The organism is Gordonia sp. PDNC005 (assembly GCF_016919385.1).
Lineage (GTDB): Bacteria > Actinomycetota > Actinomycetes > Mycobacteriales > Mycobacteriaceae > Gordonia.
In genome coordinates, this window is the sequence record NZ_CP070351.1 from 3,011,868 (window position 1) to 3,032,802 (window position 20,935).

Annotated in this window: 24 protein-coding genes; 5 read left to right on the plus strand and 19 right to left on the minus strand. The window is 65.4% G+C overall.

The window, feature by feature from the left end:
* Nucleotides 1–11: 11 nt before the first annotated feature.
* Nucleotides 12–812 carry a mycofactocin-coupled SDR family oxidoreductase gene (locus tag JVX90_RS14395; RefSeq protein WP_205329402.1) on the minus strand — a complete coding sequence of 267 codons (801 nt, stop codon included), beginning with the start codon at nt 810–812 and terminating at the stop codon, nt 12–14.
* 112 nt (nt 813–924) lie between these two features.
* Entirely contained in the window at nt 925–2,046 is a 1,122-nt protein-coding gene (locus tag JVX90_RS14400; RefSeq protein WP_205329403.1) for a helix-turn-helix domain-containing protein, read from the minus strand.
* A gap of 106 nt (nt 2,047–2,152) precedes the next feature.
* Here JVX90_RS14400 and JVX90_RS14405 point away from each other — a divergent pair, with 106 nt between their 5' ends.
* On the plus strand, nt 2,153–3,685 hold the full coding sequence (locus tag JVX90_RS14405; RefSeq protein WP_240193911.1) for a hypothetical protein: 1,533 nt from the start codon (nt 2,153–2,155) through the stop codon (nt 3,683–3,685).
* Entirely contained in the window at nt 3,682–4,311 is a 630-nt protein-coding gene (locus JVX90_RS14410; RefSeq protein ID WP_205329404.1) for a hypothetical protein, read from the plus strand. Before JVX90_RS14405 ends, JVX90_RS14410 begins: the two co-directional genes overlap by 4 nt.
* A gap of 72 nt (nt 4,312–4,383) precedes the next feature.
* Here JVX90_RS14410 and JVX90_RS14415 read toward each other — a convergent pair whose 3' ends face one another.
* The 7 genes from JVX90_RS14415 to mftA form a co-directional block, all read right to left on the minus strand.
* A complete protein-coding gene (locus JVX90_RS14415; RefSeq protein ID WP_205329405.1) occupies nt 4,384–5,490 on the minus strand; it encodes a serine/threonine-protein kinase in 1,107 nt (368 codons plus the stop codon).
* Nucleotides 5,491–5,505: 15 nt separating this feature from the next.
* A complete protein-coding gene (locus JVX90_RS14420) occupies nt 5,506–6,624 on the minus strand; it encodes a protein kinase (RefSeq protein ID WP_205329406.1) in 1,119 nt (372 codons plus the stop codon).
* Between the two features lie 4 nt (nt 6,625–6,628).
* Nucleotides 6,629–6,928: a hypothetical protein gene (locus JVX90_RS14425; protein WP_205329407.1), complete on the minus strand. Its 300-nt coding sequence runs from the start codon at nt 6,926–6,928 to the stop codon at nt 6,629–6,631.
* Nucleotides 6,929–7,270: 342 nt separating this feature from the next.
* Nucleotides 7,271–8,488 carry a pre-mycofactocin synthase MftD gene (mftD, locus tag JVX90_RS14430; protein ID WP_205329408.1) on the minus strand — a complete coding sequence of 406 codons (1,218 nt, stop codon included), beginning with the start codon at nt 8,486–8,488 and terminating at the stop codon, nt 7,271–7,273.
* A 26-nt stretch (nt 8,489–8,514) separates the two neighbouring features.
* Nucleotides 8,515–9,774 (minus strand): mycofactocin radical SAM maturase, encoded by a 1,260-nt coding sequence (mftC, locus tag JVX90_RS14435; protein ID WP_240194183.1) that lies wholly within the window; start codon nt 9,772–9,774, stop codon nt 8,515–8,517.
* A 5-nt stretch (nt 9,775–9,779) separates the two neighbouring features.
* On the minus strand, nt 9,780–10,121 hold the full coding sequence (gene mftB / locus JVX90_RS14440; protein WP_205329410.1) for a mycofactocin biosynthesis chaperone MftB: 342 nt from the start codon (nt 10,119–10,121) through the stop codon (nt 9,780–9,782).
* A complete protein-coding gene (gene mftA / locus JVX90_RS14445; protein WP_132992091.1) occupies nt 10,121–10,213 on the minus strand; it encodes a mycofactocin precursor MftA in 93 nt (30 codons plus the stop codon). The genes mftB and mftA overlap by 1 nt, the downstream gene beginning before the upstream one ends.
* A 140-nt stretch (nt 10,214–10,353) precedes the next feature.
* On the opposite strand from mftA, the gene mftR reads away from it, so the two are divergent.
* The 3 genes from mftR to JVX90_RS14460 all read left to right on the plus strand — a co-directional run bounded on the left by mftR (nt 10,354) and on the right by JVX90_RS14460 (nt 12,613).
* Nucleotides 10,354–10,989, plus strand: coding sequence for a mycofactocin system transcriptional regulator (gene mftR, locus JVX90_RS14450; RefSeq protein ID WP_205329411.1), 636 nt, complete (start codon nt 10,354–10,356; stop codon nt 10,987–10,989).
* Nucleotides 10,990–11,129: 140 nt separating this feature from the next.
* Nucleotides 11,130–12,188: a ferredoxin--NADP reductase gene (locus tag JVX90_RS14455; RefSeq protein WP_205329412.1), complete on the plus strand. Its 1,059-nt coding sequence runs from the start codon at nt 11,130–11,132 to the stop codon at nt 12,186–12,188.
* Nucleotides 12,189–12,214: 26 nt separating this feature from the next.
* Nucleotides 12,215–12,613 carry a hypothetical protein gene (locus tag JVX90_RS14460; protein WP_205329413.1) on the plus strand — a complete coding sequence of 133 codons (399 nt, stop codon included), beginning with the start codon at nt 12,215–12,217 and terminating at the stop codon, nt 12,611–12,613.
* 73 nt (nt 12,614–12,686) lie between these two features.
* Here JVX90_RS14460 and JVX90_RS14465 read toward each other — a convergent pair whose 3' ends face one another.
* The 10 genes from JVX90_RS14465 to JVX90_RS14510 form a co-directional block, all read right to left on the minus strand.
* On the minus strand, nt 12,687–13,415 hold the full coding sequence (locus JVX90_RS14465) for a DNA alkylation repair protein (protein ID WP_205329414.1): 729 nt from the start codon (nt 13,413–13,415) through the stop codon (nt 12,687–12,689).
* The gene (locus tag JVX90_RS14470; protein WP_205329415.1) at nt 13,412–14,608 is read right to left on the minus strand and encodes an FAD-dependent oxidoreductase; all 1,197 of its coding nucleotides are present in this window, start codon (nt 14,606–14,608) and stop codon (nt 13,412–13,414) included. Before JVX90_RS14470 ends, JVX90_RS14465 begins: the two co-directional genes overlap by 4 nt.
* 36 nt (nt 14,609–14,644) lie before the next feature.
* The gene (locus tag JVX90_RS14475; protein ID WP_205329416.1) at nt 14,645–15,163 is read right to left on the minus strand and encodes a hypothetical protein; all 519 of its coding nucleotides are present in this window, start codon (nt 15,161–15,163) and stop codon (nt 14,645–14,647) included.
* Nucleotides 15,160–15,762: a hypothetical protein gene (locus JVX90_RS14480; RefSeq protein WP_205329417.1), complete on the minus strand. Its 603-nt coding sequence runs from the start codon at nt 15,760–15,762 to the stop codon at nt 15,160–15,162. The genes JVX90_RS14475 and JVX90_RS14480 overlap by 4 nt, the downstream gene beginning before the upstream one ends.
* Nucleotides 15,759–16,262, minus strand: a complete 504-nt coding sequence (locus tag JVX90_RS14485; RefSeq protein WP_205329418.1) for a hypothetical protein — start codon at nt 16,260–16,262, stop codon at nt 15,759–15,761. Before JVX90_RS14485 ends, JVX90_RS14480 begins: the two co-directional genes overlap by 4 nt.
* Nucleotides 16,259–16,840 (minus strand): hypothetical protein, encoded by a 582-nt coding sequence (locus tag JVX90_RS14490; protein ID WP_205329419.1) that lies wholly within the window; start codon nt 16,838–16,840, stop codon nt 16,259–16,261. Before JVX90_RS14490 ends, JVX90_RS14485 begins: the two co-directional genes overlap by 4 nt.
* A 57-nt stretch (nt 16,841–16,897) precedes the next feature.
* Entirely contained in the window at nt 16,898–17,803 is a 906-nt protein-coding gene (locus tag JVX90_RS14495; protein WP_205329420.1) for an SDR family NAD(P)-dependent oxidoreductase, read from the minus strand.
* A gap of 26 nt (nt 17,804–17,829) precedes the next feature.
* Nucleotides 17,830–18,423 carry a TetR/AcrR family transcriptional regulator gene (locus JVX90_RS14500; protein ID WP_205329421.1) on the minus strand — a complete coding sequence of 198 codons (594 nt, stop codon included), beginning with the start codon at nt 18,421–18,423 and terminating at the stop codon, nt 17,830–17,832.
* Nucleotides 18,423–19,763, minus strand: a complete 1,341-nt coding sequence (locus JVX90_RS14505) for a cytochrome P450 (protein ID WP_205329422.1) — start codon at nt 19,761–19,763, stop codon at nt 18,423–18,425. Before JVX90_RS14505 ends, JVX90_RS14500 begins: the two co-directional genes overlap by 1 nt.
* 111 nt (nt 19,764–19,874) lie before the next feature.
* Nucleotides 19,875–20,933, minus strand: coding sequence for an o-succinylbenzoate synthase (locus JVX90_RS14510; protein WP_240193912.1), 1,059 nt, complete (start codon nt 20,931–20,933; stop codon nt 19,875–19,877).
* Between the last annotated feature and the right edge of the window lie 2 nt (nt 20,934–20,935).

Below are 20,935 nucleotides of genomic sequence, written 5' to 3' on the forward strand. Positions count from 1 at the left end.
CGAGCCAGTTGTCAGACCTTCGTCGCGCCCATGTCGATCTGGAACTCGGCGCCGGTGACCGCGGCCGCCGTCGACAGGTACAGGACTGCGTCGGTGAGGTCGTCGACGCTGGCGACCGGGTAGTGGTCCATCATCGACGGGAAGTGGCGGCCCCACTTCTCGAACGCGGCGAACGCCGACGGATCTTCGAGGCCCATCGGGGTGTGGACCGCGTAAGGGTGGACCGTGTTGACCCGGATCCTCTGGTCGCCGAGTTCCTTGGCTGCGGTCTGTGCGAGGCCGCGGAGTCCGAACTTCGACGCCGAGTACGACGCCTGCGCCGGCATCGCCTTGATGCCCGCACACGACGAGACGATGACGATGCTTCCGCCGTTGCCTGCCGCGATCATCGCGGGAATCGACGCCTTGAGCGTCTTCCATGTGCCGACGAGGTTGACGTCGACGACGTCGGTGAACTGATCTTCGGTCATCTCCCAGGTGAGGCCCCAGGTGAGGATGCCCGCGTTGGCGACGACATGGTCGAGGCGACCGAATTGCTCAACACCGTCGGCTACGAGCTGCTGCTGGAATTCGAGGTCGCGAGTGTCGCCCTGGCGAGCGAGGATCTTGCCACCGGTCTCTTCGACGAGGCGGATCGTCTCGGCGAAATCGTCGGCCGTCGCAGGAGGGTACGTGGTGTGGTCGGCGACGCGGTCGGCGATGTCCATGCCGATGATCGATGCGCCTTCCTTCGCAAAGCGAATGGCGTGGTTGCGCCCCTGACCACGAGCGATACCCGTGATGTACACGACCTGACCGTCGAGATTCCCCATTTGCCGTCACACCTTCCAGTTACACGTACGAATGGCCGAACTGTAACACGTTCTACTTGTCCTGATCGGGGTTCACCGGGCACCGGCACTTCGACAGCGAACGATCACGCGTTCAGCCGTCGACTGTCGACCCGACCGTCGCCAGAGCCGCCCAGATCTCGGCCTGAGCGCTCGGCGCGCGCCACCCGCCACCCAACAGGGCATCGACCCGGGACAGCCTGTTGCGCACCGTGTTCGGATGGACTGAAAGCCGCCGTCCGGCCCCGTCGATCGACCAGCCGCTCCCTTGCCATTGTCGGACCGTGTCAACCAAGTCGTGGCGGTCGTCAGCACGCAGCGGGTCGAGCCAACGGCGGCGCAACCGCTCTCCGAGGAGCGGGTCTTCGAACATCGGCACAAGCAAGCCGAGATCATCGAGCGAATGAACTCCGGGTCCACTCAGCTTCACGGCCACCCGGCAAGCGCGCTCGGCATCGGAGAGGGCGTCGGCGAGGTCGGATAACGTTCCGGGCCGAGACGAGCCGATGACCAGTGCGCCGACCGGTCGGGGCCTGCTGTTGACGAGACCGACCAGCACGTCCTGTTCACCGACCCACACGCCCGCCCCGGAATGACTGAAGCGAAGCGTTGCGGCGTCGACAACAAATCCACCCCCCGCACTGCGCGCCACCACGGCGAACCACCGCGCGCTCAGGTCGACCCCCGCACGGTCGCCGAGCGCGCGGATCAAACCTGGGTCGCGACGTTCGCGCAAGGCCGTCAGCAGCTCCGCTGCGGCCTGGTCTGCATCCGCGGCACGACGAGCAGCCTTCCCCAGCCCCTCCGCCGCCCAGACTGCGATCTGTTCCGCCCAGGCACGCGCCCGAACCATCGCCTCGAGCCGGGTCTCCGCATCCACACCCGCCTGAGCAGCTCGTTCCATGACTGACGCCTCAACCACACGCGCACCCAGCAGAACGGCGGCAGTCAGATCCTCCGTCGCGATTCCCGCCGCGGCACCCTGCACTCCTGTGCCATACGCGGCATCCCGATCCGCCTCCGTCGGGACCCCGAAGGAATCACCGAGAATACTGCGCTCAAGAATGCGGTTCATTCCGATCCAGACCTCGCTCGACGGGCTCGCCCCGTACGACACCAGCCTGGTGGTGACAGTCGCCGCGACTGCGCGCACAAGATCGTCGCGATCGTTCCAGACCGCTTCAACAAACGGCCGCATCACTGCCGAGACGTCCATGGCCAACATCCAAGCAGATCTCGTGTGAACAGCCACAAGAATGTCAGCAAATCCATGTGAAATTCTCCAAGATGAGGCCCTAGAACGCGTTCTAGCGTTTTCTACTGTGAAAACTCTTGTTGCTTTCGGGGCCCGTTCCACGGTAGCCGCCGCGGGTGTCGGGCTGATCCTCCTCTCGGCAGCCTCTCCGGCACCTGCAGTCGCCCGCCCCGGCGAACCCAGCACGACGTGTGTGCCCGTCGGCACCGCACAGCTTCCGCCCGGCCTACCGCCGAACACCTCGACGGCGGGCTTGCAGAAGCTGCGGCCGACCAATCGACCTGGCCTCCCTCGCACCGTGGAGCTCCGCACGCCGAAGCAGAGCTTCAATCAGCGGTGGGAGTTCACATTGGCGGGAGGCGATCTGTTGACTCGACAACGAGGCGGGAGCACGTGGCGGGTGCTCGGACTGCCCGGATGCCTGCGCGATCGACTGACCACGATCTCTGTCGACGACGACGAGATGCTCGCCGCCGATCGTCATGGCCGGGTGTTCACCCTCGACAACCTCCTGCGCGAGCCCGCGACCTGGAATTGGACGCGAGCGTGGGGAGCGCCGCTGTGGCAAGGAGACGGCACCCGGCTCCCAGCAACCACCGGCGACCGATGGTCCTGGTCGGTCTCGTCGCCATGGACGACTAAGACCTTCTCGGACGATGCGGGCACCAATCACCCACTCGGCCAGGGGAAGGTCTCGCACATCATCGCACTCGTCGGCGACGGAAGCAGGATCGTCACACAAGACCCATGGCTGGCAGACGACTACAGCTACGAGATCGGTTCCCCGCACAACGGCCGATTCCAGTCGGAGGCGCTGTCGGCGTCAGGATCGACGACGTTCATCATCAACAAATACGGCGACATGTACACGCGCCTCTACGACTTCGACAATTCCGGCTCTGACATCGTGTTCTACCGCTACTCGTGGGCCGACCAGCGAGGTAAGCCCGATGCCCCCGATCTCGGCTCGCAGCGTTTGAACCCGACGTATGCAGCCGTCCAACTGCCGTCGCCGGGTTGGCGTCAGCAGCCGAAGATTCCGGGCGAGATCACCTCGTCGATCTCGATCCACCAGACCGGCAGCGGTTCGCAGTCACGTGAACTCCGTGTCGAGGGCCGGAACTACGGCTTTACCGGTTTCTGGCACAAGCCGATCTACGGCAGCTCGTGGTCATTCACCCAGAGCGGTCGCCCGCTGCGCAAGCCACTTCTGGACAACTCTCCCGAGGATCGCAGTCTGCAGACTCTTGCCGCTCCATCGACCAAGTCGTTCACCGCGGCACTGCCCGTCCGTGGCAACGCCTCGGGGTACAAGCTCGAGGTCGATGAGTTCAACTGGGCCGCCTCCGCTCGTACCGCCACGGTGACCGCACCGACCGGCACGACCTTCACGGTTGTCCTGCACACGGTCGACGGGCTGCGTCAGCTCCCCATCCCGCAGGGCCTCTCGTCCACCCCGCGCGACATGTACGGTGCGATCGAACTCGCACCGGGTCAGAGCTCAACGGCGGCGAAGACGTTCAAGAAGCGCTGGCTCGGCGGAGCCGCGGTCTCACCGATCCAGATGACAATCACCAACCGATCGATGGTCATCCGATGACGCAGAATGCCCTCGACGCGCTCGAGACACTGCGGAGTGCAGCGAACTTCCAGTGGTCGATCGTCCCGATCATGGTGATCGTGATCTGGCTGTACGCCAACGAAGTGGAGAAGCGGAACTGGGGCGTCGTGTTCGGCGGTCTCGCGCTGCTCGCCGCCGACACGTTCAACGAACTGTGGAACTCGGCGTTCTTCCATATCACCGACCGCGCACCCGTGTGGGGTGCGCCCGGACACTCGTCGTTCCAGATCCTCATCGGATGGAACATCGAGATCGTCCTCATGTTCGCGACGCTCGGTCTTGCTGCAGCGAAGATGCTGCCGAAGGACCAGTCGATGCGCATCGCGGGTGTGCCGAATCGGTGGGTGCTCATCGCGGTCAATGCAGCGCTCGCCGTCGGCATCGAGGTGGTGCTCAACAGGATGGGTGTACTGACCTGGGACTGGTCATGGTGGTCGCCGCAGTTCCCGTTCATCGTGTGGCTCGTCGGCTACGTACCGTTCTTCGCCGCCTGCTTCTGGGTTCACGACATGTCGAACAACCGCAAGCGCGCCATCGCCGTCGGTTCGATGCTCGGAGCCAACGCCGCGTTCGCAACCGTCCTCGGCGCGGTCGGCTGGCTCTGATCCCAGAATGACGACAAGTGACCGTCCCGGACGGATTGCGTCACTAACAGTCGGCCCGAACGTCCGTCGTGATCACGCTACGGCAACGGCGAGGACAAGCAGGAGGAAACAAAGCGCGGCACATCCGACCATGACGACGCCCCTCGTCGGTAGCGGCTGCCCGGGCGGCGGAGGCGACAACACCGGCTCGGGCGACCCGTTCACGCCGGCCGCTGTCGCTAATTCAGGATCGATGCGAGTCTTCCTGAGTACGTCGGCGCTGTTCAGACGGTGCAGGCGCGCCGCGACGACGCCTTGCCGGGAAGAGTCTGCCTGCCGGAGCCCACGGGTGAATGTCAATGCGGCAGCGAGATCAGCAGCGAATGCGCGACAGTCGGGGTAGCGGTCGACCGGATTCTTGCTCATCACCTTCCGGAGCACCTGATCGACGACGGGGGCCAATTCCCGGTTGTGCATCGCCACTGAGGGAACTGGATGAGAAAGATGCCCGGAGACCACGTCCGGCAGATCGTCGAAGTTGTATGGCGGCCTACCTGTCAGCAGGTGGTAGGCGGTGCAGCCGAGAGCGTACTGGTCGGTCGCGGGGACCAGAGGCCCGTCCAGGAGTCGCTCAGGCGCGGTGTAGTCGACCGATCCGACGAGGGAGTCGACAGTGGTGATCCGCGTCGCGTCGTCGATGGGTCGAGCGATTCCGAGATCGGTGAGGTGGACCGAGGTGACCGTGCCTTCCCCACTGCCGAGGAGGATGTTGGCGGGCTTCACATCTCGGTGGATCACGCCCTCACTGTGAGCATAGTCGAGTGCGCTCGCGACGATCTGGACGATCTGAGCGACTGCGTTCGGGCGGAGCGGGCCGAACTCACGCACCCGGCGGAGCGCGTCGTCACCCTCGACGTATCGCAGCGAAATCCACAGCCGCCCTCGGTCCTCCCCTCGATCGTGGACGCCGACGATCGCCGGATGATCCAACCGCGCCGCCAGATCTGCTTCGCGTTCGAATCTCCTCCGGAACTCCCGGTTGTCGACGTGTTCGGGACTCAGGACCTTGAGCGCGACGACCCTGGGGAGACGTGGGTGCTGCGCCTGGTAGACCTCGCCCATACCTCCCCTCCCGACGATCCGCACGATCCTATGCCCGGCGAACAGATCGTCGGGTGCCAGCTCCGTGGTCGATGTCATGACTTCGGGCCCTTCCTACTTGATGTAATCGCCGACGCAGAGTGTGTCGACGGAATGGCTCGGCAATCCGCTTCGTTGCTCGGCCTGTCCGATCGCAGCCTGCTGTGCCGATGGTCGGTCGAAGCTCGTAGCGGCGACATAGCCGGGGGCAACCGGATCAGGGGCGGACATGGGTGCCGCAATCGCTGCACAGCCGGACGTGAACGATACGAGCACCCACGACCGAGGGTCATATCCCCAGCGACTCTGCGCCGAGGCGGAGAGTGATGCCGCGGTTCGATAGTCGCGAAACGCATAGCTTCGCCCCTGCGGGTCGACTGCGAGGCCCCAGGTCGAGCCCACGTCTTCCGCCGACCCCGAATCCGGTGATGTCATTTCACGGCGGAAGGAGTCCCCGGTTATCGTCTGCTCCTGCACGCTCCGAGTGGGATCGTGGGCGACCAGGTACCCGACTCCGGCTGCGGCCAGGACCGCGGACACTGCGATTCCAGCGGCAGCTCGCCGTCGAATGTAAGTGCGCCGAATAGGACGACGTTGCCGCTGATTAGGAGAGTGATGACGCTGGTCGTCCTGCCCTTTGACCTCGACTCCGAAGTCTCCCGATCTTCTCTGGGACTGGGGACGCAACGCCCGGGCCAACGCCTGCGCGAACTCGCCACACGACGGGTAACGGTCACCGGGATTCTTGGCCAGTGCTCGAGCGAACACTGGATCCGCGGCGAGATATCGAGGATAGGTCTCGGATATTCGAGGAATCGGCGCATTCGTGTGTGCTGCGATAAGGGCCGCCAGTGTCGCATGAGGATAGGGGAGCTCGCCTGTGAGGAGTTCGAACATTGTGCATGCGAAGGAGTACTGGTCAACTGCCGAATGGGATGCGTCACCGGCTATCGATTCGGGCGATGCATATCCGAGGGTTCCCACGAACGAACTGATTTCCGTCAATCCGGTAGCGGATATGACTTTCGCGACGCCGAAGTCGAGTATCGTCGCCTTCTCGACGCGGCCGTCGCGCGTCATCGCGATATGAATGTTCGCCGGTTTCACATCGCGATGAATCACTCCCTGCGCGTGCGCGTAGTCCAGTGCAGCCCCCACGTCGAGCGCGACCGTGCACAGGTCCGCGATCGACAATCGTTCAGCCTTGTCGAGGTCTGCCCCCCGGCAGGAACTGCATGAGAAACCAACTGAGGCCGTCATCGATCCCCGCCTCGTACACCGTCGCGATGCTCGGGTGATCGAGTGCAGCCATCACGGCGGCTTCCGCAGCGAATCGGTCCGCCGACAAGGCGCCGGCGACGAAAGGTGCGACTTTCAGCGCTTCCAAACGATTGAGTTGTGCATTTCGAACCAGGTAGACCTCCCCCATCCCACCTGAGCCCAAGAGCTTGATGATCTCTCGGCCAGCGAAGCTGGCCCCGATGCGCACACTGAGCATGCCTTCCCAACGCCTCCTGTCGCAGCCCTGTTTGCCGCTGCTGCAAGCGTAGGAGGGACCGGAAGCACGCCTTCGGATTACCAGTCGAACGCGATCAAATGTCATTACCGAGACATAAGGGATATGCGTAACGACGCGTTGTCAGATCAAATATCGACTGATCGGAGGATACACATAGTTGGTCCAGACGATAGGGCTGCGAAAACAGCGTCGAACACCTAGACGTTCGATGTGCGTAGCGGCTGGTTCGACCGCCGGCATTCGTCAACGATCGCCGTATAGAACAGCGAGCGGAGTCGAGAACTGGTCTCGACTCCGCTCGCTGGGATTCAGCTCAGAGACTCAGGCGCCGAACGTGCGCTCGAACCCTTCAGGAATGATCAGATCGTCACGGGAGAGATCCGCGACGTCCGACTTGCCGAGGCCCATGAGCGACGAGTCGACGCCCATGCGGAGCAGGTCGAGGACGTTCTCGACACCGGTCTGGCCGTTGGCGGCGAGCCCCCAGAGGTAGGCGCGCCCGATCATGACGGCCTTCGCACCGAACGCGAGTGCCTTCGTGACGTCGCTGCCGCGGCGAATGCCGCCGTCGAGCAGCACGTCGAGGTCGCCTCCCACCTCGTCGGCGATCGGTCCGAGGACGCGGATCGTCGCGGGCGTTCCGTCGAGATTGTTGCCGCCGTGGTTCGAGACCGAGATCGCGGTCGCGCCGATGTCGCGGGCACGCTTCGCGTCGTCGATCCGAGTGATGCCCTTGACCATGAACTCACCGCCCCACTGCTCGCGCAGCCACTCCAGGTCCTCCCACGTGGGAGGGGGCGTGTTCATCCACGTGCCGTAGACGTCGAAGAACGTCGGACCCGGCTCGCCTTTGTGGGCGATGTTCGGCGCCGACAGGTCGGGAATGATCAGCTTTCCGTCGCGGAACCAGCTCATCGCGTAGGCGGGCTTGGTGACCATCTCGGGTGCCAGCTTGGCGACCGCGCGCAGATCGACTTGCTCGGGGATCTCCGGGCTGCCCCAGTCGCGGCCGACGTTGAACACCCAGTCAGTGGTGACGATCAAACCCTTGCAGCCGGCTTCCCGGGCACGGTTCGCGCGAGCGAGGATGTCCTCCTTGCTGCCCAGCCAATAGATCTGGAAGAACACTTTGTCGTTGACTGCGGTGACTTCCTCGACCGGCTTGGAAGCGAAGCTCGACAGACCCATCGCGGTGCCGCGGTTGGCTGCGGCTCGTGCCACGGCCACTTCCCCGTCCGGATTGACGGCCTGCACCCCGGTCGGACTGATCATGACGGGGAACGGCAGTTCCTGACCCATCACCGTGGTCGTCAGATTGCGCTCCGGCGTCGCACCGACGACGTGCGGGGCGAAGCCGAGTTCGTTGAACGCCTCGACGTTGTCGTTGACCGTGATGCCTGCCTGAGTGCCCGCCACGAGCGACGAGTAGACGGTCTTGGGCAGACGCTTCTGCGCTCGACGCTGGGCTTCACCGACGGTCTCGAACCAAGGGTTCCGACGCCAGGGGTTCTTCTCCATCAGTTCGGAGAACTTCGACATTGTGTGGTTCCTATTCGTGAGCGCGGTCAGCAGGACGAACAGCCCGTGGCTGATGTCGGAGCGAAACCGGCGAGGGGGTTCTCATCGCAGTCGCGCGACGGAGGTCGGGTCATCAGCGTCAGCGGTACACCGCGCGAGTGATCCTTGTTGGCGGTCGGCTTCGACCGCTCACCTGCGAGCAGCTCTTCGCCATAGCCCTGCACACACTCCGGGTCGGGGCCGTCGAGCGGGAGCCCGGTGAAGAACTTGGCCGCCATGCAACCACCTCGGCACGCGTCGAAATGCTGACACTTCGTGCAGGCGCCGGCGTTCTGCGGCTCACGGAGCTCAGTGAAGAGGTCACTGCGCTGCCAGATCTCCTGGAAGCCGCCGTCGGTGGTGATGTTGCCCGCTAGGAAGTTCTCGTGGATCGCGAACGGGCATGCGTACACGTCGCCGACCGGGTCGATGAGGCACACGACGCGTCCGGCGCCGCACAGGTTGAGTCCGGGCAGACCACTCCCGCCGGAACCGGCGAACGCCGAGAGGTGGAAGAACGAGTCGCCGGTGAGGACGCGGTCTCCGTGGTCGACGAGCCAGTCGTACAGTTCGCGCTGCTGCTCGGGCAGCGGATGCAGATCGTCCCACACGTCGGCGCCACGGCCTGACGGACGCAGGCGCGTGATGCGCAGAGTCGCGTCATAGGTGTCGGCGAGGGCCTTGAACTCGTCGAGCTGCGCCACGTTCTGGCGGGTCATGACAACGCTGATCTTGGCGTCTTTGAAACCTGCGTTCTTCAGGTTCTCGAGCGCCCGAACGGCCATGTCGAACGATCCCTTGCCGCGGACCGCGTCGTTGACCTCGGCGGTGGCGCCGTCGAGCGAGATCTGGACGTCCACGTAGTCGGACGCGGCGAGGCGCTGCGCGACCTTCTCGTCGATCCGGAGTCCGTTGGTGGAGAACTTCACGCCCACCTGGTGGCTGGTGGCGTAATCGACCAGCTCCCAGAAGTCAGGGCGCACCGTCGGCTCGCCGCCGCCGATGTTCACGTAGAACACCTGCATACGCTGCAATTCGTCGATGATCGCCTTGCACTGTTCGGTGTTCAGCTCACGCGGGTCGCGCTTGCCCGAACTCGACAGGCAATGAACACACGACAGATTGCACGCGTAGGTGAGCTCCCAGGTCAGACAGATCGGGGCGTCGAGACCCTTCTCGAACTGATCGACGAGACGTCCCACCTTCGGCGTAGTGGGCGCGAGATCCAGTGGCGGCGTCGTGGTCGGAAGGGTCGAGGGCCGTTCGATTGTGGTCACGGGTTCACTCCTGAGGTGTCGCCTTCGATGATCATTCCCGACTCGGCGAGCGCGGAGAGTGCCTGAAGGTAGAGCGGACGGTCGGCGTCGGTGATGCCTGCGGACTGCAGCGCCGCATCGGCGCTCGGATGCTCGGCGAGGCTTCGGACCAGATCGACGACGGTCAGGTTCTTGAGGAACGACAGCTTGCGCGTTCCGAAGTGATACAGCAGGGCGCCGAACGGTTCGGGTCGCAGTGCGACCTTGGGGTTGAGCGTCCAGGCTGCGGCGGTGTCGAAGGCGGGACCGCTCCCGGCGGCAGCGGTGCCGCCGGGAACAGTGGTCGTTGCGGTTGTCATCAGTAGACGCCGCACATCCCGTCGATGGACACTTCTTCCACCAGCGACTCGGCGACGAGCTCGTCGTGAGTCTGGGCTGCCTGTTCGGCCATGTGAACCAACCTCCTGAAGTAGTTCTGTGTGGTTCGCTTCACACCGTAATGGCACCCAGTGCAGAATTGCTAGTGATTGCCGAGAATTTCTTCGGCGTACCATCGTGACCAGCGACGACACCGCCGAAGAAAGGCCAAGAATGACGACAGGACGTCCAGGTCCACTCGGCGGGCGCCCTGCGGCGACCACCCGTGGACGCCTGAGCGCCGTCGCGATCGAACTGTTCACAACTCGCGGATTCGACGAGACCAGCGTCGACGACATCGCGTCGGCCGCCGGCATCGCACGCCGCACGCTGTTCCGCTACTACCCGTCGAAGAACTCCCTGGCCTGGGGAGAGTTCGACGAACACCTCCAAGGCCTACGCGCGCTCCTCGCGGCGACCCCCGCCGACACCCCGCTCGGCGAGAGCCTCATCAACGCCCTCGTTCAGTTCAACGAAGTGCCGCACGACCTACTCGAGCAGCACCGCAGCCGGATGGCACTGCTGCTCGGCGTCCCAGCTCTCCAGGCGCACTCGATGATCATGTACGCCGACTGGCGACAGGTGATCGCCGAACACTGCGCGGCCCGCCTGGGCGTGGACGCCGACGGACACGTCCCCCAGACCATCGCCTGGATGACCCTCGGGACAGCGCTCGCCGCCTACGATCAGTGGTTGATCGACCCGGCGTCCGACCTCACCGAACTCCTTCAGATGGGCGGTCGCACACTCGTCGACGGAGTCGGTTCACTGACAACGTCGACCAGATCAGCCAAGCCACTCCATTCGTAGGATTCGCCTCGGGCGATGGATCAGATCACTCCCACAGGCCGGAACAACGGCTATGACACACTTTCAACCGCTGATATTCTTTTGTAGAACACGTTCTAGTTCCGACTGCCGGTCGGACGTCGCCGCACAGAGAGCGCACCATGACCGATCTGACCCCGCATAGCACGCGCAGCGCGATCCTCACCGTCGCCGAGGTGATCGACGAGACCGCCGACGCGCGCAGCATCGTCTTCGACATCCCGGACGTGCATGCCGAGAAGTTCGCCGACTACCTGCCCGGCCAGTTCCTCACCCTCCGAGTTCCGTCCGATCAGACCGGATCGGTTGCGCGTTGTTACTCACTGTCATCGGCGCCGAAGCACGACAAGCTGCCGAAGGTGACCGTCAAGCGCACCGTCGACGGGTACGGGTCGAACTGGATCTGCGACAACCTCGCGGCAGGTGTCCAGATCGAGGCGCTTCCGCCGTCGGGCGTCTTCACGCCGTCCAACATCCACGCGCCGATGCTGCTGCTCGCAGCGGGATCGGGCGTCACGCCGGTGATGTCGATCCTCAAGACCGCCCTCGCCACCGGCACCGGTCCGATCACGTTCTTCTACGCCAACCGCAGCGAGAACGACGTCATCTTCGCCGCCGAACTCCGCGAACTGCAGGACAAGCATCCGGGCCGCCTCACCGTGATCCACTGGCTCGAGACCGTCCAGGGGCTTCCCTCGGAGAAGAAGCTCGCGACGCTGTTCGCACCGATGGCGCACACCCACTCCGCGTACATGTGCGGCCCGGCACCGTTCATGGACGCAGTCCATCGTGGCCTCGCGAAGGCGAAGTTCGACCACCACAACGTCCACTCCGAGGTGTACAACTCCCTGTCGGGCGACCCGTTCGTCGAGGTCGAGCACGCTGAGGTCAGCGCAGAGGAGGCCGCGGACGCCGCACAGGTCGAGGTGGAACTCGACGGCGAGACCCACGAACTCGCATGGCCGCGCTCGCGCACACTCGTCGACGTCATGCTCGCGGCCGGGCTCGACGCGCCGTACTCCTGCCAGGAGGGCGAGTGCGGTTCCTGCGCCTGCACCCTGACCGAAGGCACCGTCGAGATGGAGGTGTCGGGCGCCCTCGATCCCGATGACATAGCAGACGGCTACATACTGGGCTGCCAGGCGAAGCCGACCTCCGACCGGCTCCGCGTCGAATTCTAGGGATGCACGGGGCATAGACTCGGGCCATGATCCATGAACGGCTCACGCGTGTCCTGTCGGCGATCCTGCTCGTGCCCGGAGTACTTCATTTCCTGGCGCCGAAGCCGTTCGACGAGATCGTTCCCGATGAGGTGCCCGGCGACAAGCGGATGTGGACGTACGCGTCCGGTGTCGCCGAGGTCGGCCTGGGCGCGGCAGTCCTGATTCCGCGTACCCGCCGCACCGCGGCAGGCCTCGCGGCGGCATTGTTCATCGCGGTGTTCCCGGCGAACGTCAACATGATCCGACTCTGGGTGGACAAGAGTGCCCTCATGAAGTCGATCGCGTGGGCCCGGCTCCCCCTGCAGATCCCGCTGATCGTTCTCGCGCTACTCGTTCGCCGTGGTGCGCCGACTCGCTCGGTCGAGGTCGCCCCCATCGACTGACCTGCGCATCCCGCGGCTCTCGTGAAATGTGCACCGAGCCGCGTCCACCGGCTCAGGTGCACATTTCACAGCATCACCTGAGCGAGCGGTAGTGAGCTCGGTCTTCGGCCGAGAACTTCTCCACCGCGTACGAAAGCGCGGTCCGTCCCATCTCGTGTGCATGCACGTCGAGGTACCGCGTGAGGATCTCGACGTCGATCCGTTCGCCGGTCTCTCGGAGCATCCACCCGAACGCCTTCTGAATGAGATCGCGTCGGTCGCCGACGACAAGCGGCGCGACGTCCAACAACGCGTCCGGCTGTCGAGCGCGGATGAACGCATAGGTCCCGATGATCCCGACGCGGCGTTGCCACAAGTCGTCGGACGCCGCCCACTCGAGCAGTTCCGCATGATCGGCTTCCGCGACAAGCCACGCACCCAGGATGTCGGCGGCGGAGCAGTCGACGAGGTCCCAGTTGTTGATCCGGCCGGCCCGCACCGCGTCGCGATACGTCTGAACCCACGCGGCTCGATCCGAGCCGCGAGCGGCGAAGTTATGCGTCATGGTGAAAAGCGCGAGATGGCGGACCTCGTGGACGCCGGAGGCGAGCAGGTCGACGATCACCGAAGCAGGCAGGCCCCGCAGAGTCCGGGACATTCTTCGCAGGTCGGGGACGCGGACACCGACGAACTCGTCGCCCTCCCCGTACTCGCCCGCGCCCGTCTTGAAGAACCGCCGCGCCGATGCGGCCTTGTCGGCGTCACCCATCGCAGTGACGGCCGAGACGATCTCGGCAGCGGACGAGTCCGGACCCGGCGTCATTCGCCGAGCAGTGCAGCGACGGGTGTGGGAGTCAGCAGATGCGGACGTGTCTTCATCAGCTTGCCGACGCGTCCCGCTCCGACGACCCCCGTGAGAATCCCGTCGCGGCTGTAGTACGCGAGGAAGCGACGGCCGTCGTCGTCGACCACGTGCACGTCGTCGTCGTTCTGTGGCGCTCCGAGCATCTGGATCTTGAGTCCGTACTGGTCACTCCAGAAGTACGGCACAGCCTGATGAGTGATCGGGTGGCCGAGGAGCGCGGACGCGACGATCGCCGCCTGATCGACGACGTGGTTCCAATGCTCGACGCGCTTGTGGTCACCACGCGCGTCCGTCCAGTTCGCCGCATCCCCGAGCGCGTAGACGTCGTCGGCTGCGCGGCCGACGCCATCACAGGCGATGCCGCCGCCTGCCTCGCGTGGCGCGAGTTCGAGGCCGGATCCGTCGAGGTAGTCGAGGTCAGGGTAGCCGCCGATTCCGACAACTACCAGGTCGGCGTCGACCGTCGTCCCGTCGGACAGCAGCACTCCGGACACCGCGCCGTGCGCGACGGTCAGGCTGTCCACTCCTGTTCCGACGCGAAGGTCGACGTCCGCCTCCCGGTGCAGTCTGGTGATCATCTCACCGATCGTCGCGCCGACAGCGACGGCGAGGGGCGTCGGCGCGGGTTCGATGAGCGTCACGGGAAGCTCCAGCTTCCGAAGGCTCGCAGCGACCTCGCAGCCGATGAAGCCGGCACCGATCACCGCGGCCCGGGTGGCCGACGCTGCGTCGGCACGCAGCGCCAGAGCGTCCTCGATCGTCCGGATCACGTGAACGCCGCGGACAGCGTCGTCGACGCCGGGGAACCGTCGGGCGACGAGTCCGGTCGCCAGCACGAGGGTTCCGTACGAGACCGCACTCGTCTCGCCGTCACGGACGACTGTCACGGTGTGCGCTTCGGGATCAACCGCGACGACGCGGGTTCCGGTGCGCAGGTCGATGTTCTTGTCGGCGTAGAAATCGGCGGGCTTGAGGTCAACACGTTCGTCGTCGCCGGTGACGACCGTCTTCGACAGCGGCGGGCGATCGTACGGCGGGTGCGACTCCTGCCCCAGGAGCACAACGTCGCCGTCGTAGCCGCCGTTGCGGAGATTCTCGGCGAGCCGGACGCCGCCGAGGCCTGCACCGACGATAACGATCGGTTCGTTCATGGATTCACCTTCATACTTGTGCGCAGCCCAGGACGATCATTGGGGTGTAACAGGTTCTAGTTTAGCCAGAAGCCACTGGTCACCCACACGCGTCATCCACGCCCAACGCGATACACCCGCCTTCGACGGGATGTCCTCGCGTTTTCCGACGACGATCGTCTGATCGGCGAACACGAGCACCCGCGCCGTCCGATCGGTCTGTGTGACCGTCGCCGCGTCGGTCACGTCGACGGTCATCGTCACCCTGGACTCGGCAGCCGACGGGAACACGACGTCAGGGCCTCTCAGCGCATAGTCGGCGGCCAGGACACCGGTGAGCCTTGATTCGACGTCGTCCCGCCGCCCCGAAGCGTCCGTCGGCGCGAATGTCATCAACTCCGTCACCGCCGACGCGGCCGCCGAGGACACACTTCGATCGGGATCGTCAGGCACCCGATTCGCCGGCACACTCAGCACTCCGACGACGATCGCCACCACCAGACCTGCGGATACGACGGCGAGCCATGCGGAGAGACGTCGACGGTCCGACGTCGCCAGTTCAGTCCATCGAGTCACAATCGCTCCGTGTCCGCGACGCGCCAGTCGCCGTCGATTCTGGCCATGGAAACACGAAGGGCAACCCGCTGCTGCCCTTGCCGACCGCCGACGAGTGTCGGGTCGGTCGCCTGTGCGACGAGGAGCACGTCGACGTCGGCACCGTCGCGTCTGGCCGCACCTGCCGACACGATTCGCCCCTCCGGACGGACCGTCAGCGCGCGGACGTACTCGGCGATCGCGCCGTGGTTCTGGTCGAAGCGAGTTCGCTGCGGGCCCGTGCTGACGTCGGTGATCGCGGCGAGGTAGCCCTCCGCGTTCGCCGGGTCCGGAGTCAACATCGTGACGACGGCCCCAGACGCTGCGGCGACCGCATCGTCGGTGGCCTCCGAGGTGTCGCGGAGCGACGATGCCGACAGCGTCGCCCACAGTGCGATGCCTGCGGCGACAAGAGTCACGATCAGCGCGGTGGCCATCCCGATCCGCAGCGCTGCGCGTCGGCGTCGCGCCCGATTCCGCAGGGCCGGCGCCGCCGCGATGCGCGCGAGACGCTCCTGTCGGATCGCGGTATCGAGGGATTCACGCGCCGCGCGGACACGTTGTGGTTCGAGTGCACTCATGCGAGGTCGTCCAATCCGGACAGTCGCCAGTGGTCGCCGCCGCGAACGAAGTCGGCATGCACCGACTTCTTCGTCGAGGTCGCGGCACCGGACGTAGGCGTGACTGTCACTCGGACCGTGAGCATGGCCGACCCGATGTCCCCGTCGACGTCGACGACGGCGATGGTCTCAGGCGCCCACTCGACGCGCTCGACTCCGCGCGGTGGGCCGTCGGCGAGCGCCGGTCGCAGCGTTGCCGCCAGCGGTTCGGCAAGCACCGCCCTCGCGGCCTCCCTGTCGTGCTGCCACGTCGCTCGGTGAACGGTGAACACGGCCGCGACCGCGACCGGCGCCTGCTCAGCGAGCTCGTCGCGCGCCTCGGTCGCTGAGACCTCTGCCGACCGGGACCCGAGCGCGGCGATGCACCAGACGAACACGCCGACGAGCACAACGACAGACGCGATGAGCGCCATCGAGGTCCGACGCGTGACCGGTGCTTCGAGGCGAGCGACAAGGTTCACGACAGCACCTCGATTCCGGCGATCTTCAACTCGCCCTCCTCTGGCGTCATCTGCACACGCATCCGGAACGCGGACGCCGCGTCGTCGGTCCCGTCTGCTGTCGTGATGCGGACGCTGGCTGCGACGAGCATCAACGCCGACTCACCGTCGCGTCGAGCGAGCGCGACACCGTCGACCGCCCCGGAACCCCGGGTTCGCGCGGACTCGATGTACTGGCTGTACGCGTCGGCCGACTGGGCGAACGAGTCGTGGAACTCGCCGGTCGCGCCCGACAGGATTCGCCTGGCCCGCGCGGGATCGGAACTGTCCGCCTCCAGCAGCAGGGACACCCTCTGCGTGGTCGCGGCAACGAACTCATCGTCCGAGAAGTGCTCCGGCGCGGTCGCAAACCGCCACGACGCGACGCCGACGAGAGCCACGACGACAACGGTGATCACCACAACCGCGGCCACCTGGCTGCGTCCGAGCCCGATACGACGACCGGCTGTCGCCTCGACGTCGATCAACTCGTCGTGGGCCTCGCGGACCGCACGCCGCGCGGCACGGAGTCGGGCGATTGGTCGGGCGTCGTCGGGCACGCTAGTCACCCTATGACACCGTCCCGCCCCCACCGCACGTCACAGACTCCGGAACGCTCACACGGCGTCGGACGAGCCCTGCCCGATGCGCGCGCTGTACTCGGCTCGTGCCGATTGATCCGCGTGCAGGAACATGGTGTCGGTCTTCGTCAGGCGGCTCATGCGCCGCTTGAACCCGATGGGCAAGGCCGGGTTCGCGTCCACCCAGCCGAGTGAGCGGGGAGCCGTCACACGCACACGCGGCGACGCGATCGAGGCGAGGACCTCTCTGGCGACGACATCGGTGTCCACCGACCTGACCATCGCGTTCGTCTGCAACCCGTCGATGAGCCCGGTGTTGGTGAACGACGGAAGCACCGTCGACACCCGGACACCTCGACCCATCAGTTCCGCATCCGCGGTCTCGGAGAACTCGATGACGCCCGACTTCGCGCCGTTGTAGACCGACAGTCCCGGGGCGGCGAGGCGACCCGCGACCGAGGCGACGTTCAGCACCTGCCCGCGCCCGCGTGCCACCATCCGGCGACCGGCGGCACGGGTGCCGAGGATGACGCCGATCAGGTCTATCTCGACGGTGCGCCGGATCAACGCCTCGTCGTATTCGAGGAATGAGCCGACAGGCATGATGCCCGCGTTGTTGATGAGCACGTCCACCGGCCCGACACGTTCCTCGACACTGTCGAGGAACGATTCGAACGATGCGCTGTCGGTGACGTCGAGGGCGATGCCTTCCACTCCCAGATCGGCCGCAGCCTTCCCGACGGCGTCGACGTCGATGTCTCCGAGAGCGACGTGTCCGCCCGCAGCGAGTACCTGACCTGCGATCTCGAATCCGATACCACGAGCACCGCCGGTGATCGCGACGACCTTTCCGGCGACTCCGGCGCGCACCTGCGCGAGACGGTCGTCGGCCCGAGCCCGACGAGAGAAGCGACTCAGAGGGAGACGGCTGAGCAGGGACATGAGGAAGCAGCTCCTTCTGGAGGCGGTCAGTAGATCATCGGGGCGAGGAACTTCGCGGCGACATTCCGCGCGTATTCGGGTGTTCGACGTTCAGGTTCGTCGACCGGGACTTCGAGGAACGACGTCACGAGCCGCACATGCAGTTCCACGGCTTGGCGGAGATCGTCGTCCGGCATCGTCGCCCCGGCCCGGCGCAGAGTGGTCGCGACCCGGTCGGTGATCATCGCGATGAACAACGAGCTGACAGTGGCGGTGATACTGCGGATCTCGACGTCCTCGAAGACGACGCGCCGCAACAACGGGTCGTTCTCGACCATGTCCGCGCCGGTCGCGAACGCCTCGATGACGGCGTCGGACGGCCCGAGACCCGCGACGTTCGCCTCGATCCGCGCCATGCCGTTCTCGAAGGTGCGGTTGGCGACTGCCAGCAGGAGGTTGTCCTTATTGGGGAAGCGGCGGTACAGCGTCGACCGGCTGACACCGGCGACCCTCGCGACCTCGTCCATGTTGGCGCGGCGGACGCCGACGTCTGTGAACTCGGCGGCCGCGGCTTCGAGGATCGCCTCCTCCTGCACGGACGGCGGCACTGTGACGCGGGGTTTTCGTGTGGACTGGGCCATCAACGACGCCGCATCGTGACGGGCAGCTTGTCCTTCGGAACCGGCAGCGCGCTGTAATCCATCGGCATCACGTAGTCGGCCGGAACGGACCACTCGTAGCCGCGGAGCAGATGATGCATGATCGTCTTGATCTCCATCTGCCCGAAGTACAGGCCGATGCATTTGTGAACGCCCCCACCGAACGGCATCCATGCCATGCGATGCGCCTTGTCTTCGGCGCGGTCGGCCGAGAAGCGTTCAGGGTCGAACATGTTCGGGTGCGAGAAGATGTCGCGGCGACGGTGGTTGGCCATCTGCGGGACCACGACCATCGTCCCCTTCGGGATGAAGAAGCCTTGGACCTGTGTGTCTTTGATCGCCATCCGCGGCTGCGCCGGAACGGGCGGACACATCCGCAACGATTCCTTCATGATCACGTCGATCGCCTCCATCGACGCGAGGTCGTCGTAGGTGAGGTGCTCGCCGAGCGCGAGGGACTCCTCCCGCGCGCGCTGTTGCCACTCCGGGTGCTTCGCCATGTGGTACGCCATCTGCGACATCGTGATCGTCGAGGTGTCGTGAGCGGCCATCAGGACGAAGATCATGTGATTGACGACGTCCTCGTCGGTGAACGTGTCTCCGTCGTCGCTCTCCGCGTGGCAGAGAACCGAGAACAGATCAGGCGTCTGCTCCGCGCGCTTGGCCGGGATGTGCTCGTAGAAGAAGTCTTCGAGGATCTTGCGGGATCGGACGCCCTTCCACCACCGTCCGCCAGGCACCGGTTTGCGAACGAAGGCGACACCGGCTCGCACGGTCTCGATGAACGCCTTGTTGAGACGGTCCGCCTCGGACTTCGGTAGTTCGAGACCGAGGAACACCTCCAGCGCGACGTCGAGCGTCAGCTGCTTGAACTCACTGAGCATCAGCACCCTGCCCGTCGGGAATCGGGTCATGCGCTCGGCGATCATCGGCTGCATCTCGTCCATGTAGCCCTTGAGCACCTTCGGAGTGAAGGCCTGCTGAAGGATGTGGCGATGGTGCCGGTGCTCGTCGAAGTCGAGGAGCATGACGCCGCGATTGAAGAACGGACCGATGAAGTAACTCCAGGCGGGGGCGTTGGCGAACGCACGGTCCTTGTTCATCAGGATCTCGTTCGCCGCTTCGGGTCCGCTGCACGTGACCATGCGGATGCCGAGCGCGTTCATGCCCGACACTTCACCGAATCGAAGTCGCTTCTCGTCGGCGAACGAGAACGGGTCGCGGCGCATCCGCAGGATCTCGAGCACTCCGTTGCGGTTGGTGACCGGCACGGGACGCAGACCGCTGTCGACGTCGGGCTGCGCGAGAATTGGTGTCGCCATTGAGATCTCCTCCTACGGGCGCCGTCACCTGTGACGCCGCTCTCATCCATTGGAACAGATTCTTGAGATTGTTTCTAGTACTCGTCTCAGTGCGCCCGCCCGGGGTGCCACTCAAGGATTGACCAGAAGTTCGTGACACCTGCGGAGACGGTCCTCCCACCACTGCCTGCGGTCGGGTGACGCGAGCGGCGCGTCGTCCGAGGGTGCGACGCTCCGCAGTTCGACGGCGCCCTCGTGCACCCGGAACGGAACTGCAACGTCGCGCGTGAACATCGCACCGGTCCCGAGCCCACATGCCCGGTGCAGGTTCGGCAACGCAGCGGCCGCGGCGACACCCGCGGACATCCCGACGGCCGTGTCGAGCGCACTGGACACCACGACGTCCATCGGCAGTCGAGCAGCCAACTTGATCAGGGAACGCATCCCACCAAGGGGCGCGACCTTGAGGACCGCGATGTCCGCCGCCCCAGCCTTCGCGACGCGCATCGGATCAGTCGACCGGCGGATCGACTCGTCGGCGGCGATCAACGCCGTGACCGACTTCCGTACCTGCGCCAACTCCTCGACCGTCTTGCACGGCTGCTCGACGTACTCGACGTCGCCGATGGCGGCGATGGCCTCGATCGCCTCCTCGACGGTCCACGCGCCGTTCGCGTCGATCCGCACCGTGGAGACGAGTTCCCGTGCGGCCGCGACCCGGTCGACGTCATCGGCAAGGGTCTGACCAGGCTCGGCGACCTTCACCTTCACCGTCGTCACCCCGGGGTAGCGCGCGATGATCGCTGCCACCTCATCGGCGGGGACTGCGGGCACGGTCGCGTTGACCGCCACGGTGTCGCGCAGCGGCTCGGGGGCACCCAGGAATGCCGCCTCGATTCCCGCCGCGAGCCACATTCTGGCCTCGGCGTCGTTGTACTCGGGGAACGGCGCGAACTCGCCCCAGCCCGCGGGCCCCTTGAACAGCAGTGCCTCACGGACTGTGATGCCGCGGAACTTCGTCCGCATCGGCAGGGAGACCACACGCGCGGTGTCGATCAGGTCGTCGGCCGTCGGCATCGACGGCGGAGGCGTGTCCTTCGGCTTCAACCGGAACGTCGGTGTCGGGTTGCGCTTGTCGGACGAGCCGAACAACGACTCCTTGTTCTTCCCTGAGGGCTGCGAGAACACCATGG